The following is a 13,640-nucleotide window of genomic DNA, read 5'->3' on the forward strand; positions in this document are numbered from 1 at the left end:
TCTTCCCTGCCGAGCCGTCGGGCTGACGCCGCGGGCAACCACCCTGGGCGCTCCGGCGCGGGGCCTGTCCATGACGAAGTCGAGGAGCCGGGCGGCGCGCTGGTGCCAGGCGTGCGCAGGGCCCTCTGCCACAGGCCTGGGGGGTCATGGCCGGATGGACGGAGCCCACCGCGCCGTTGGGTCGTTGGTACGCCGAAAGAGCCCGGCCGCACCCGGTGACCGGAGTGGGCGACAGTCATGCCGGCCCCGGACGCCGGGGGCCTTCGTAGGACATTGCGATTGCCTTTGAGCCTGGGGCTCGTTGCCCCCGTGTGACGGGGTGGGACACGGGGAAACGATCTCCTCAGCGCAAAGGCAACTGCATTGGGCGGCCCAGGCCCCCTCCGGAAAGCGCCTGGGCCAAGCCCGCGTGCGCGAGGCCGCGTGCCGGGCCCGGTCGGGCGTGTCGCCGATGGCGTCGGGCCGTGACCGGTTGGAGGCTGAGGGCATGACCGACCCGATGCACCATCCCCGCTTCCACCAGGACCCCTATCCCTCCTACGCGGCCATACGTTCCACCTGCCCGGTGCAGCCCGTGCCCGGGCCCGACGGGAAGGTCAGTTACCTGATCACCGGCTACGCGGAGGCCAAGGAGGCGCTCGCCGACGCCCGGCTCTCGAAGGACTCGGCCGCATTCTTCGCGGGCAAGGCATCCAGGCGACGACTGCACCCCGCGGTGGCGCGCACCATGCTGGCCAGCGACCCGCCCCAACACACCCGCCTGCGCGCACTGGTGACCAAGGCGTTCACGAGGGGGGCTGTCGCGGGGCTGCGCCCGTTCATCGCCCAAGCCACCGACACGCTGCTGGACCGGTGGCCCGTAGGCGAGCCCTTCGACCTCGTGGACGCCCTGGCGGCGCCCTTGCCGGTCCTCGTGATCTGCGAGCTGCTCGGCGTCCCGGAGAACGAACGGGCTGACGTGCGGCGCTGGTCCGCAGAGTTGTTCGCGGCCGGAGAGCCCGACGTCATCGACTCGGCCTCGCATGCGGTCGCCGCCTACATGACGGACCTCATCGCCCGTAAGCGCATGGACCCCGGTGACTGTCTTCTGGACCGGCTCATCCGCACCCGCGACGCGAACGACGGCCTGCTGAGCGAGGACGAACTGGTCTCGCTGGCCGTGCTGTTGCTCGTCGCAGGGCACGAAAGCACCACCGACTTCCTCGCCGACGCCGCACTGGCGTTGCTGCGACACCCTGCCGCACTCGACCGCCTGCGCAGCGAGCCCCACGAGGTACCGGCCGCGCTGGACGAGCTGCTCCGCTTCGACTCCCCCGTCAGCACCGCCACGTTCCGTTTCACCACACAGGCCGTCACCCTCGGCGGCACCGACCTCCCGGCAGGCGTCCCGGTACTGGTCGCGCTGGGAGCCGCCAACCGCGACCCGAGGCGGTTCCCACATCCGGACCGGCTCGACCTGGACCGGGACGCCGCCGCTCATCTCGGCTTCGGCCACGGCATCCACCGCTGCGTCGGCGCGCCCCTGGCCAGGGCCGAGGCGGAGATCGCCCTGCAAGCGGTCCTCACCCGGTTCCCCGCTATCCGGCTCGCCATGGCCCCGGAACGACTGGAGTGGAAGCGCACCCGTCTCCTGCGCGGGCCGGCCTCACTGCCCATCCTGGTGTGACCGGCAGGCCCGCGCACATCGTGGCTGCTCCCGTCGGGCGGGCACGGGGCTGCCCGAGCGGTCCCCAGGCGCGCCCACGGCGAAGTCTGCTGCCTCGCGGATCGTCTTCGCGATCGAGCGGCGCGTCGTGAACGCGTAGTTGTGGCGAGCCCGGCAGGGGTTGGAGCTGTTGCCGGTGAAGTGCGTTCAAGCGCGTTCCGGTGAGTCGGCGTGAGCCTTGTGTGTCGTGTCGCGCGTTCCTTGGCCGTGGAGTTGATTCCGACGGGAACGGAGGTTCCCACATCGAATGCGTGACCTTCGCGGGTGACGATCGTGCGCCATGCGGCAGGACGTCGGGCCGGGCCCGGGGGTGGCGAGGGTGGGTGGGTCCCTCTGCCGTGGCTGTTCGGACCCGCCGCAGGCACCTGACGCCCGGCGACGAGAAGACGCCGCGCCTGATGGGCGCGCATCTGGGGTCCCCGGCGTCGAAGGGTCGCAGGAGCGGTAGCGTCCTCGGCATGGACATTCGCACCACCGTTGAGCGCGCTCAACGACTCAAGCAGCTGCATGCCGACCACAAGCCGCTTGTACTGCCGACCGTCTGGGACGTCTGGTCCGCGCGGACGGCAGCCGGCGCCGGATTCCCCGCGCTCACCATCGGCAGTCATCCGCTCGCCGACTCCCGTGGAGCAGACGACCACGAGGGGCAGACCTTCGAGGAGGTACTCGCGGCCGTCAGGCCCATCATCGCGGCGGTCGACGTCCCCGTCTCCGTGGACCTGGAGGCCGGCTACGGACAAGAGCCCGCGGACCTCATCGCCGGACTCACCGAAGCCGGTGGCGTCGGTCTCAACATCGAGGACACCGTCCACTCGGACGGCGGACGCGTGCGCACCACCAAGGAACACGCACACTACATCGCAGGCCTGCGCGCAGCGGCTGACGACGCCGGGATCCCGGTCTGGGTCAACGGGCGCACCGACCTCTTCCTCCACGCCGAGGATGCCTCCGCCGTCCTCGACGAGGCGGTCGAGCGACTGCACGCCCTTGAGCAGGCCGGCGCCGACAGTGTCTACCCGGTGGGCATTCAAGACAACGACGACCTGTTGACCGCCGTGACCGGGGCCGTCGCCATTCCGGTGAATTCCACGGCGCATCCCGTCAAGCACGATCTGGAGCGCTTCCGCCGCCTCGGCGTCGGCCGGATCACCTACGGCCCGCTGCTGCAAATCGCCTTGACCGACGCGATGAAGGACATGCTCACGCCGTGGGCGCCCTGACCAACTGGTGCACAGCGGACGGTGGGGCGACTCCGTGAAGCGCTCTCCCGTCAGGCTGGGACGCGACGTCCACGGATCGTCGAACACGGGCGTGTGATGGGGAACGTGTCTCGCGCAGCGATCATCGGCGACAGGACGCTCGCGGGCCGGTCGCCGATGATCGCTCCACTCGTGGCCGCACCGCGCCCGTGGCTCGCAGCTGTCCCTGGGCACCGTGACCGCCCCACCGCAAGTGGTCCGCGAAGGCCTCTTCTGGCGCGCCGGCCGTAGGCCTGCCTGGCGTGTTCCGCGCTGTAGCGGGCAGTCGGTCGGTAGCAAAGGACGAGCCCGTGTGATGGCACGGGGTTGTTGACCCCTTTCAGACCGGCCCAGGAGCTTCCATGATGATCGTCGGCGTGATCGCCTTCTGCGTTGTCCTCGCGATACTCGCTTTCGTCGTCCCGCGACTGAGCAAGCACCCCCAGAACGGCGCCCAGCGCACGCTGGGTTGGGGTTCTCGTGCCGGTTCCAAGGCCCCTGGCTCGCTCGGGCGTTGGTTGAGCAAGCCTTTCCAGTCGAGTTCGCGGGCCGTCGGTCGCAGCGGCTCCGCAGGCCGCCGGGCACGTGGCCGCCTTCCCTTCTGATCTGACGACGGCGGTGCGGCACCCCGGAGCACCGTGATCCCTGCCTCAACTCCTTGAACTCGGCCCCGTCCGGCGTCCTCGCCGGCCGGGGCCGTACGTGTGTCCGCCCGCACCTGCCCCGAGCGGCCCGCGTTTGCGGCAGCTGCGCGCTGGAGCACGTCGGACAGCCGCGAAGAGGAGGGGCACTTTTCCGGTGGGCAGGCTGGTCGAGCGTGGCCGGGAGGCCGACGGCCACACCCTGCCCGGGCGGCCTGCCCCCTACGGCCGCCCGATCACGACACCACCGCGGCGCGAGGTGCGGCCGGGCGGACTGATCTCAGCCGTCCGCCGGAACTGCGCCGTCGGGCTTGCGGGATGCCTGACGACATGCCTGGCGAGGGCCACAACGCGCAGCGGCACAGTCGCCAGACGGGTCGACCACAGCGTCTCGTCGAACCGGGGCCTTCATCGGCGCGGGCGTGCCGGCGCTCAGCCCGACCCTTCGACGCCAGAGTGACGGGGCTCACAGCGGAGGGAAAACCTGTCGACCGCGCCGACCGTCTAGAGGGTGTGAGACGAGTTGGGAAAGCACTGGACGAGCCGGACGAGGAGAGTCTCGTCCGGCTGGTGGCCAAGGGCGACCGTGCGGCCTTCGAGGAGTTGTACCAGCGCACCGCGCCGTGGCTGGCGGTCCGCCTGCGACGCCGCTGCGCCGACGAGCAGATCGTCGCCGAGGTCATGCAGGAGACGTATCTGGCGGTGTGGCGGGCGGCGGGTGCGTTCGCCGGGGCCGCGGTCGGAGGGACGGCCGTCGGCTGGTTGTGGACGATTGCGGCGCGCCGCCTCGTCGACGCGTTCCGGCGAAGAGCCCACCATGCGGACCCGCCGCTCACGGCGGCTCCGCGGACCGCGGCGCCGGCCGCCGAGGAGGAGGCACTCGCGGCGAGTACCGACGGCGACGTCGGCGACGCGCTACGGCGCCTCGCACCTGAGCTCCGGCAGGTACTGCAGGCCCTGGTGCTCGACGGACTGTCGGTCCGGGAGACCTCGGTCCTGCTCGGCGTGCCCGAGGGCACGGTCAAAACACGGGCCCGCCGGGCCCGGATCGAGATGCGGAGGGCTCTGACGTGAGCGTGGAACACGCGTCGACACATCTCATCGACGCCTACGCGAGCGGCGGCGGTGATATCGCCGCCGACCAGGTGTGGGCCCTGGAAGCCCACCTGGAAGCGTGCCGGGTCTGCCGCGACCGGCTGTCGGCCGCCGTCGCCGCGGGAGTGCCGGCCGTCACGGAGCTGGTCCGCACCGTACGGTCCGACCTCGAACCCCTTCTGTCCGCCACTGCCACGATGCCGCGCCGACGGGGACGGCCCGCCTGGTTGTCCAGGTGGGCGACGCCCACGACCGCACCTTGGCTAGCCATGATCTTGAGCGTGACGCTGCTCGCCCTTCTGCTGGACCTGGGCGGATACGGCGCCGGCGCGGCACCGGTGCCGATCGTGCTGCTGCTCGCCCCCGTTCTGCCCGTGCTGGGGGTCGCGGCGTCATGGTCGCGTGGCCTGGATCCGGCGTACGAACTGACCGCCTCCGCGCCCCGGGCCGGGCTGCCCCTGGTCCTGCGGCGCACCGCCTCCGTGCTCGCCGTCGTCGTTCCCGTACTCCTGGCGGGTGGCTGGACGACCGGAGTGACAGCCGCGCAGTGGCTGCTGCCCTGCCTGGCGTTCACCTCCACGACCCTGGCGCTGGGCGGCGTGATCGGCGTGACCCGCGCCGCAGCCGCACTCATCACGCTATGGGCCGCCGTGGTCCTGGCCCCGGCCCTGGCCACCAGCCGCACCCCCGTCGCCCTGGGCCGGGACGGCATGCCCGTGTGGGCGCTGATCCTCACGCTCGCCACCGGTGTCGTCATCGCCCGCAGGGGCGCGTACGCCGTGCTGGGAGCCCATCGATGATCTACCGGAAGGAACACCACGCGATGTCCGCAGTGAGCGGAGCCGACCTGGCGCCGACACGCCACGCCTGGGCGGTCCGGGCCTCGGGCCTGAAAGTGCGGGCGGGCCGCACACGGATGGCCGTCGACGGGCTCGATCTCACCCTGGGCACCGGCGTGCACGGCCTGCTCGGACCCAACGGGGCCGGCAAGACCACCCTCATCCGCGCGCTGGCCACAGTCCTGCGCCCCACCGGGGGCACCCTGGAACTGCTCGGCGAGCCCGCCGCGGGAGGTCGAGGCCGGGGGGACCAACGTGCGCTGCGCCGCCGGATCGGCTATCTGCCGCAGGAGTTCGGCTACTACAAGCGCTTCACCGCACGTGAGTTCGTCGAGTACATGGCGTGGCTGAAGGAGGTTCCCAAGGCGGACATACCCGCCGCCGTACAGCGCGCCGTGGAGAGGGTGGGCCTCGCGGAGCGCGCCGACGAGAAGATGAAGGCCCTGTCGGGCGGCATGGTCCGCAGAGTGGGCATCGCGCAGGCTCTCGTCAACGATCCGGAGATCCTTCTCCTGGACGAGCCCACGGTCGGTCTCGACCCGGCCCAACGGCTGCGGTTCCGCGAGCTGTTGCAACAACTGGGCACGGACACCTGCGTCGTGGTCTCCACCCATCTGGTGGAGGACGTCGCCGCCGCCTGCACGGACGTGGTGCTCTTCGCCGAAGGACGGCTGGTCTTCCAGGGCAGTCCCGACCGGCTGGCCGCGGCGGGCGGACCCGAGCACGTGGGCGACAGCCCGCTGGAGCGCGGCTACTCCGCCCTGCTGCTCGACCCCGAACAGACGAGGGGCAACTGGTGAACGTCCGAATCCTGCGTACCGAGTTGAAGCGCTCCCTGGCCCCATGGGCCGGCGTCGTGGCCCTGGCGACGGCATCGGCGTTGCTGTACCTGATCTCCGAACCGTGGTCCGACACCCCCACGGCGTGGACGGGCCAGTGGACGTCCATGGCCCTGTGGACCCGCACCCTGCTGTTCTACCTGTGGCCGCTCGCCATAGGAGTGGGAGCGTTGCAGGGCCTGCGCGACCACCGTTCCAAGATCTCCGACCTGCTGGCGAGCACACCGCGTCCCACCTGGCACCGCGCGGCCGCGCCGGCCGGCACGACGGCGTTCGCCCTGGTCGCGGCGTTCGTGTCGCTGATCCTGGTGGGCGCGGTCCAGGTGTTCGCCCACACCCGGTACACCCACCTGGGGTGGCTGCCCATCTCTCTGGTGGGCGCACTCGCCCTCGTCGCGGGGGCCCTGCTGGGCATGGGGGCTGCGCGGGCCCTGCCGTCCGTGCTCACCCCGCCCGCGCTCGCCATGGGCGCGTTCGTCTTCACGGCCGTCCTGGCCCGGACGGAGACGACCGCGATGCCGGGAGCCCCCGGTGCGGAACCCAACCGGCTCGTGCTGCTGTCGCCGGCCGTGGAAAAGGTACCGAACGCGCTCGTGACGCTCTCCGCCTCCGTGCACCTCGGGCAGACGATCTGGATGCTGGGCGTGGCCGCGACCGGTTTCTCGCTGCTGGTCACCGCGACCCCGCGCACCCGACTGCTCGCGCTGGCTCCCGTCCTGGCGGGCGCGGCACTCGCCCTGCTCGTCCTGCCCGCCGACCCGCGCCGGATGTTCGTCGTCGACGAGGCGGCCGCGAAGCCGGTGTGCGACGGCTCCGTCTGCGTGAGCAGGGCGCAGCAGGCGCGACTCGCCGGCCTGGTGGGCCCCGGCAAGGAGGCCCTGCGCCTGCTGCACGGCGCGCTGGGCGGCCGGGCACCGGTGACGGTTCGGGAGAACACCACCGTGCAGCCGGACGGCGCCACGCCGCGGTGGTCCCGCACGACCGTGCTCTTCGACTTCGCCGACGACATGTTCGCCGCCGCGAAGGGCGAGGAGATGACCAGGGCTCTGATCGCTCAGGGCATGGCGCCGGGTTGCAGTCCCGTCGGCTGGAACACGTTCGGAGGCGACCAGTTCGCGCAGACCGTCGCGGTGGGCTGGGTGCTGGGCGATCTCGAGCCGCTGCCCGGCAGCGGCTCGGCAGCGTTCAACCGCGCCGTCGTCACCAGGGTTCGCCCGGTGTGGGACGAACTCACGGCGCTGCCACGAGCGCAACAGCTCGCACGGATCAACGCGATGCGCACGGCCGCTCTCTCCTGCGAGGGCGACGCGTTCGAGGTGCTCAAAGGCGGTCCGTCCCGGTGAGATGGCTGATGCTGTACGCGCACTCGCGCCAGGTACCCGCGTCGCTCGCCACGGTGCTGATCAGCGCCGTGGCCGTGTGGGCGCTCACTCGGGACGGCAGCACCGCGCCGGCCGGGTCCCACCTGCCCGCGGTCGTCCTCACCGCGGGCGCCATGGCCCTCTCGACCGGACTCGGCGGGCAGGACCTCGACCTGGACCGCAGTGCCGCGATCCGCTGGGCGCCCCGCAGAGCCGCGCACGTCCTGATCGGCGGCGCGATCGTCGGCACCGTGCTGCTGACCGTGCAAGCGCTGGGCCAGGACCTGGCGACCACCGCGTTCGTCGCCCGGGACTGCGCGGGACTGACCGGGCTGGCCGCCCTCGGTGCGTCCGTCGCGGGAGGGCGGTACGCCTGGGCGTTCCCCTTCACCTGGCTCGCGTTCGCGTTCCTCGCGCCGCCCCCGGCAACCACGGTGCCCCTACAGGTGGCGACCTGGATGCTGCTACCGGCCGGCACGCCTGCGGCGACCTGGACGGCACTGTGCCTCGCGGTGGTCGGCACGGCGCTCTACGCCCTCGCGGGACCGGAAGCCCGCACACTGCCGGCCGTGCGAGTGTCACGGCGCGGTCGCGGATCGGGCCGGTACGCGCATCACCGCCGTAGGAGTTGACCGGCGCGGTGTCGACGAGCGTGGCGACGGCGGACGGGCTGCGGGTGCCCACGACGAGGTCGCCCTCCCGGTCACCGAGCCGCTCACACAGCTCTATGACCGGTGGCAGGCGGTCGATATCCAGCCTGCTGGACGAGGTCCGTCCGGCCCGATCGTTACGGCGTGGAGAACAGGCCGGGCCCGGGGGTTGTGGGGCCGTCGGCGCGGACGCCGTTGGTGACCCGTAGGAACTCCAGCTTTTCCGCGTCGGTGGAACCCGCGGCCACCGTGTAGACGACGAGGCGGATGTCGCAGCCCGGGACGGTGAGCACGTCGCAGTCGCACATCACGTCGCCCACCACGGGGTGTACGACGGTCTTGCGGGCCGAGACGTGCGGGCCGACCGTGCCCTCGCCCCACAGACGGGCGAACTCCGCGCTGGTGGAACGCAGTTCCTCGACAAGGTCGGTCAGCCCACGGTCGCGCGGGTAGTCGATGAGAGCTGTGCGCAGGTCGGCGACGAGGGCGGGTTTCAGGACGTCGTCGTCATGGAGCACGGGCCAGGACGCGAGCCGGCTGGGCCCTGCACCGAAGACCGCCCGTGCCAGGTTGCGCTCGTCGTGTGTCCGTGCGCCAGGGTCGCCCATCAGTACTGCCCATGCGGGGGTCCAGGACAGCAGGGTCCAGTCGGCGCTGAACACGCCCACGGGAAACTCCCCGAGGCGGGCCAGCATCCGTTGGACCCCGGCCGGGACATGCGTGGATACCGTTCCTTCCTGGGGAGGCAGAAGGCCGGCCAGCCGGTAGGCGTGATCGCGCTCCATGGGCTGCAGTTGCAGGGCCCTGGTCAGGCTCGCGACGACCTGCGCCGATGGGCTTTTGGCACGGCCCTGTTCCAAGCGGACCACATAGTCGACCGACAGCCCGGCCAGTTCTGCGAGCTCCTCACGTCGCAGCCCCACCGCGCGCCGTCCGGGCCGTGAGGTCAGTCCGACGTCGGCGGGCGAAAGGCGGTCGCGCCAGCGGTGCAGTGCCGTGCCCAGGGTCTCGTCCACTCGGCCATTGTGTCCGCCGGACCTTCGTCGTGCCTGGTACTGGCTGTCCTACCGTCACGGAGAGCACTGGTTGTCCTCTCGTCACGGGCCGAGAGTTGACGCATGACCACAACATTCATCACCGGAGCCAACAAGTCCCTCGGGCATGAGACCGCCCGTCGCTTGATCGAGGCCGGCCACACCGTCCTCGTCGGTGCGCGTGATCCGGAGCGCGGCCGGGCGGCCGCCGACGCACTCGGCGCCCGTTTCGTCCAGATCGATGTGACGGATGACGCGTCGGTGGCTGCGGCCGCCGCCGACATCGGGGCTCGCGAGGGCGGCATCGACGTCCTGATCAACAACGCAGGCGTCTTCGGGACGCACAGCCCCGCCGACCAGATCACGGCCGCTGACGCCAGTGAGGTGTTCGAGGTCAATGTCGTCGGGATCGTCCGGGTGACGCACGCGTTCCTGCCTTTGCTGCGCAAGTCCGCGAGCCCGGTCATCGTCAATGTGTCCAGCGGAATGGGATCGTTCGCGGTCACCCACGACGCAGAGCGCGTCGAGTCGAGGAACCTCGCGCCGCTCTACACGGCGTCGAAGGCTGCCGTGACCATGCTGACCACGCAGTACGCGAAGTCCTGGCCGGACGTGAAGGTGAACGCGGCCGACCCGGGCTACACAGCGACCGATTTCAACGGGCACAGCGGCCCGCAGACCGTGACCGAGGGCACCGACGCGATCGTCGAACTCGCCACCATCGGGCCGGACGGACCGACGGGAACCTACCGCGACCGTCATGGTGAGATGGCCTGGTGAACCACCCCTGGATGCGGGGCCGGTACTGGTAGTCCTCTCGTCGCAGAGGGCACCGCTTCTCCTGTCACCACAAGCCGCGAAGGACGGTTGGCAGCGGGGCCCGCCGGCCTTCTGCCCGGCGGGCCGTCCGACAGGAAGGCGCCCCTGCTCCAGCAGGGTGCTACCAGTGACGTAGCGGTACGGCAACGGGCGCCCACTCGCGATCCTGCTGACACCCGGCCAACGCCACGACAGCATCTGCACACGCCCCTCCCGGAACGCATCCCCGTCCCGCGCACCGGCCTCGGCCGCCCTCGCGGCAGGCCCGGGCAGTCCCTCCGGTCTGGCCGTGATCACCACTGTTCTTCCGGTGTCGCGACGCTTGCCGTGCCGTCGGCCGTGACGAATGGCTCCTGGCCGGGCTTCCGTGCGCCGACGCATGCAAGGGTGAGCGTGGCGGTCACGGCCAGCACCACAACAGCAGCTCCCGAGAGCAGAAAGGCGCTCTCGACTCCGGCGAGGGTGATGGCGGTCGAGGCCACAAAGGGGGAGGTCGCCAGGGCTCCTGCCACCCCGGCCTCCCACAGGCCGAGCGCCTTCGCCAGATGATGGCTCGGTATGCGCTGCTGCACCAGTGCGATCAGGGGAATGTCCGTGAGGGCCGAGGCCAGCCCCGTAGCGGTGAGAAGAACTGCCGCCATGGTCGTGGAGGTGACCGTTCCGAGCGGAGCCCGGAAGACCCCGAGCAGGGCCCATGCCAGCACCGCGGCCGGTGCGAGTCTGCGGATGCGCAGACCGGCCAGGAGCAGGGCGCCCACCACTTCAGCGACCCCGGCGACGCCGAGCAGCAGGCCGTACTGACCGCCCTGTCCCACGACCGCGACAAGCCCGACGGTCAGGAAGCCGTTGGTCAGTGCGAGCGCGAGCACGAAAGTCACGATGACCACGAGTACATCGGGAGCGGCCCGCACTGCCCTGAGCCCGGCGCCGAGATCGGACCACAGCCCCGTCTGACCGCTGGTCGGGGCGGGGCGGGTCACGCGGATGGCGGCCACGGCGGCCGCCGAGCCGAGAAAGGTCAGTCCGTTCACCACCAGCGCGGCCTGCAGCGAGCCGAAGGCCAACAGGGGCGCGAGCATGAGCGGGCCGACGAAGAAGGCGGCCCGGAAGGCGACTTGCAGCAGTCCGTTGGCCTGCTGGAGACGGCCGTCCGGCACGATCTGCGGGACGATGGCGTTGCGGGCCGGGGCGAACGGGGCGCCGATCAGCGCCAGAAGCGCCGTCGTCGCCACGAGCAGGGGAAGGTTCAGCAGGTCGAGCGAGAGCAGGACCAGAGCCACGGCTACGACGGCGACCCGGGCCAGGTCGGTGGCGATCATCAGTTGCCGGCGGTCGCGGCGGTCGGCGTACGAGGCGACGACGAAGGTGGCCACGAACGCGGGCGCGAACGCGGAGACGCTCACCACGGCGACGGCCGTGGGGTCCTTCGTCAGTGACCAGGCCAGCCAGGCGGTCGCGGCGGTGTACAGGCCGTCGCCGAAGCGGGAGATGCCCTGGCCGACGAAGAGAAGCAGGAAGTTGCGGTCCCTCAGCAGTGACATGGCGCCACTGTCGGGCCCCGTCAGGGGTCTGATCCACTTATTCGGCAGATGGCTAATCAGTCCCCCCGCCGTCTCCGTGCAGGAAGCGTTCCAAGCTGGGAGTCAGGCCCGCCACATGCCCGGACACGAGCCGGTACAGAACGTAGTAGCCCTCGCGGCGGCGCTCCAGCAGGCCCGCGTCCGCCAGCACGCGCAGGTGCTTGGACAGGGCAGCCTCGCTGACGCCGACGAGCGGGGCCAACTCCTGTGTGCTGCGCGGGCGTTCGGCGAGCAGCCGGAGGGCGCGCAGCCGGGTGTCGTCGGCGAGTGCGCGGAGTGTGCCGACGAGCTGGGTGGGTGGAATCCTTGGGCGGGCTTCCCGGACGATCGAGGAGACGGGGAAGACGAGCCCGAGAGGCCACGGACCGTCGCAGTTGACGCGTACGTGCGGCCACACATAGGCGCTGGGGGCGAGCACGAGTGTGTCGTCCTGGCCGACGGCGACCTCGTGGTCGTGCGGCCGCTCCAGCCAGAAGCGTTCGGCCTGCGGATCGCTGCGCACCTCCGGCCACAGTCCGCGCAGCATCCCGTACAGGCCCCGCTGCTCGATCTGGTGCCCGGCCTCGCTGACGCCGGCGGCGAGTTCGGGTTCGAGCCGAGCCCATTCCTCCTCGAACGCCTCCCGCCAGTAGCGCTCCAGCAGGCTCAGGAACCGCTCCAGCAACGCGCGCGGGTCGCCGAGGAGCATCGCGGCCATCGCTTCGTCGCTTTCCCGTGCGAGGCGCTCCCTCAACAGGCCGCGTACCTCCGGTTCGTCCAGCACACGCGGATCCCTGCCCTCACCGCCGCCCGGCCAGGGCGTGAGCAGGGGGACGGCGAACTCCAGGCGGACCAGCTCCGGATCCGCCCCACGCAGGGCAGCCAGTTCGTCGGCGAAGTCCGCCAGTCCACCGGTCGGCCGCGGAAACAGAAACTCGGGGAAATACGAGCGCACCGCGTAGGAGAACGCCTCGATCTCCCGCTTCAGCGCCGGGGACAGCTTACGCATCGCACGCACCCAACGGTGCTGGACGGGGTGGTGCTTGGGCTCCACCAGCACATGGAGACTCAGTACGGCTTCCATCGTCGGCGAGTAGGCGAACCCCACCCGCTCCGCACCACCGGCCGGAACCCGGAACACGATCGTCATGACCCGTCATCCTTCCCGCACGGCGTCCACGACGGCAGCCGTGACGCGCCGAGGTCTCGGCAGATGCAGTGCACCCGCCGGCCCATGATTGGCATGACGGTGATCGCAGGCCGTGCACAGCTCGACAGCGCATAACCGAAGTGGGACGGACATCGGGCTCCCGTCTCCGTCGACACTGGCCAGGCGGTGCCGCGCTCGAGGCGCGGCACCGAGACGGCGGCCTCGTTTCCGGAGGTCGTGGCGGGGGTCGTGCAGCTTCCGGACGCGACCGCGCTGGACGGCGTTGTGTGACCTGTACGGGTGTCTCAGACCCAAGGTGTCTCATACGGTGCACCTCCGTAGACGAGACGCGTTCACCTCCGAGGGTTCGGGGAGCCGAGGAAGCGACAGAGCCGTGCGGCCGGTCAGAACGCCGCGGACGACCACCGCGAATGAAGCGGATTCAGCGAGCGGCCGGCGCGGTCGTCGACGCAGCGGCGGCCCTGGGCGCCCCCTTCGAGTTTGGCCACCGGGAGTGTTCTCCGCGCGGGTTCCCGCGCCTGGTGCCGGTGGCGAGATGTGAGGAGGCGGTGGCTGGGACACCGGCGAGGCAACTGACGACACGCAGATGTCGGCGTACGCCTGAACGTGCTCAACCCCGCCCAGGTGAACGTGGTCAGTTGGTGATGCGCTGACCACGGGCTCTCGCCAGTCCGCTCAGACGGTCGACG

12 protein-coding genes and 2 pseudogenes are annotated in these 13,640 nt (G+C 71.1%); 11 read left to right on the forward strand and 3 right to left on the reverse strand.

Features of this window, described 5'->3' with window-relative positions; genetic code table 11:
* The first annotated feature begins 487 nt into the window (after nucleotides 1-487).
* The 9 genes and pseudogenes from OHS82_RS02065 (at nucleotide 488) to OHS82_RS02105 (ending at nucleotide 8,350) form a co-directional block, all read left to right on the forward strand.
* Entirely contained in the window at nucleotides 488-1,666 is a 1,179-nt protein-coding gene (locus OHS82_RS02065; protein ID WP_057575021.1) for a cytochrome P450 family protein, read from the forward strand.
* A gap of 497 nt (nucleotides 1,667-2,163) precedes the next feature.
* Complete coding sequence (locus OHS82_RS02070) at nucleotides 2,164-2,925, forward strand: isocitrate lyase/PEP mutase family protein (RefSeq protein ID WP_057575020.1); 762 nt, start codon at nucleotides 2,164-2,166, stop codon at nucleotides 2,923-2,925.
* A gap of 380 nt (nucleotides 2,926-3,305) precedes the next feature.
* Nucleotides 3,306-3,548 carry a DUF6411 family protein gene (locus OHS82_RS02075; protein WP_079040977.1) on the forward strand — a complete coding sequence of 81 codons (243 nt, stop codon included), beginning with the start codon at nucleotides 3,306-3,308 and terminating at the stop codon, nucleotides 3,546-3,548.
* Nucleotides 3,549-3,738: 190 nt separating this feature from the next.
* Nucleotides 3,739-3,879: pseudogene (locus OHS82_RS02080) on the forward strand (SAM-dependent methyltransferase); the annotation flags it as partial.
* 218 nt (nucleotides 3,880-4,097) lie between these two features.
* Entirely contained in the window at nucleotides 4,098-4,658 is a 561-nt protein-coding gene (locus tag OHS82_RS02085; protein ID WP_057575019.1) for an RNA polymerase sigma factor, read from the forward strand.
* Nucleotides 4,655-5,479: a hypothetical protein gene (locus tag OHS82_RS02090; protein ID WP_057575018.1), complete on the forward strand. Its 825-nt coding sequence runs from the start codon at nucleotides 4,655-4,657 to the stop codon at nucleotides 5,477-5,479. Before OHS82_RS02085 ends, OHS82_RS02090 begins: the two co-directional genes overlap by 4 nt.
* Entirely contained in the window at nucleotides 5,476-6,318 is an 843-nt protein-coding gene (locus OHS82_RS02095; protein ID WP_057575017.1) for an ABC transporter ATP-binding protein, read from the forward strand. The genes OHS82_RS02090 and OHS82_RS02095 overlap by 4 nt, the downstream gene beginning before the upstream one ends.
* A complete protein-coding gene (locus tag OHS82_RS02100; protein ID WP_057575016.1) occupies nucleotides 6,315-7,700 on the forward strand; it encodes a hypothetical protein in 1,386 nt (461 codons plus the stop codon). The genes OHS82_RS02095 and OHS82_RS02100 overlap by 4 nt, the downstream gene beginning before the upstream one ends.
* Nucleotides 7,697-8,350: a hypothetical protein gene (locus tag OHS82_RS02105; RefSeq protein ID WP_242432969.1), complete on the forward strand. Its 654-nt coding sequence runs from the start codon at nucleotides 7,697-7,699 to the stop codon at nucleotides 8,348-8,350. The genes OHS82_RS02100 and OHS82_RS02105 overlap by 4 nt, the downstream gene beginning before the upstream one ends.
* A gap of 155 nt (nucleotides 8,351-8,505) precedes the next feature.
* Here the strand turns inward: OHS82_RS02105 and OHS82_RS02110 are convergent, their stop codons facing one another.
* A complete protein-coding gene (locus OHS82_RS02110) occupies nucleotides 8,506-9,384 on the reverse strand; it encodes a helix-turn-helix transcriptional regulator (protein ID WP_057575015.1) in 879 nt (292 codons plus the stop codon).
* Nucleotides 9,385-9,486: 102 nt separating this feature from the next.
* On the opposite strand from OHS82_RS02110, the gene OHS82_RS02115 reads away from it, so the two are divergent.
* The gene (locus OHS82_RS02115) at nucleotides 9,487-10,182 is read left to right on the forward strand and encodes an SDR family NAD(P)-dependent oxidoreductase (RefSeq protein WP_057575014.1); all 696 of its coding nucleotides are present in this window, start codon (nucleotides 9,487-9,489) and stop codon (nucleotides 10,180-10,182) included.
* A 332-nt stretch (nucleotides 10,183-10,514) separates the two neighbouring features.
* Here OHS82_RS02115 and OHS82_RS02120 read toward each other — a convergent pair whose 3' ends face one another.
* Together OHS82_RS02120 and OHS82_RS02125 are read right to left on the reverse strand one after the other, a co-directional pair.
* A complete protein-coding gene (locus OHS82_RS02120; RefSeq protein WP_057575013.1) occupies nucleotides 10,515-11,762 on the reverse strand; it encodes an MFS transporter in 1,248 nt (415 codons plus the stop codon).
* 52 nt (nucleotides 11,763-11,814) lie between these two features.
* Nucleotides 11,815-12,930: an ArsR/SmtB family transcription factor gene (locus tag OHS82_RS02125; protein WP_057575012.1), complete on the reverse strand. Its 1,116-nt coding sequence runs from the start codon at nucleotides 12,928-12,930 to the stop codon at nucleotides 11,815-11,817.
* A 431-nt stretch (nucleotides 12,931-13,361) separates the two neighbouring features.
* Between OHS82_RS02125 and OHS82_RS02130 the strand changes: the two are divergent.
* Nucleotides 13,362-13,489: pseudogene (locus OHS82_RS02130) on the forward strand (ADP-ribosylglycohydrolase family protein); the annotation flags it as partial.
* Between the last annotated feature and the right edge of the window lie 151 nt (nucleotides 13,490-13,640).

The sequence above is a fragment of the Streptomyces sp. NBC_00425 genome (assembly GCF_036030735.1).
Taxonomy (GTDB): domain Bacteria; phylum Actinomycetota; class Actinomycetes; order Streptomycetales; family Streptomycetaceae; genus Streptomyces.

Bases quoted from the DNA above. Each gene is read 5' to 3' on its own strand.
- OHS82_RS02065 (WP_057575021.1), top strand. From the start codon at position 488: ATGACCGACCCGATGCACCATCCCCGCTTCCACCAGGACCCCTATCCC.
- OHS82_RS02070 (WP_057575020.1), top strand. From the start codon at position 2,164: ATGGACATTCGCACCACCGTTGAGCGCGCTCAACGACTCAAGCAGCTG.
- OHS82_RS02075 (WP_079040977.1), top strand. From the start codon at position 3,306: ATGATGATCGTCGGCGTGATCGCCTTCTGCGTTGTCCTCGCGATACTC.
- OHS82_RS02095 (WP_057575017.1), top strand. From the start codon at position 5,476: ATGATCTACCGGAAGGAACACCACGCGATGTCCGCAGTGAGCGGAGCC.
- OHS82_RS02115 (WP_057575014.1), top strand. From the start codon at position 9,487: ATGACCACAACATTCATCACCGGAGCCAACAAGTCCCTCGGGCATGAG.
- OHS82_RS02120 (WP_057575013.1), bottom strand. From the start codon at position 11,762: ATGTCACTGCTGAGGGACCGCAACTTCCTGCTTCTCTTCGTCGGCCAG.
- OHS82_RS02125 (WP_057575012.1), bottom strand. From the start codon at position 12,930: ATGACGATCGTGTTCCGGGTTCCGGCCGGTGGTGCGGAGCGGGTGGGG.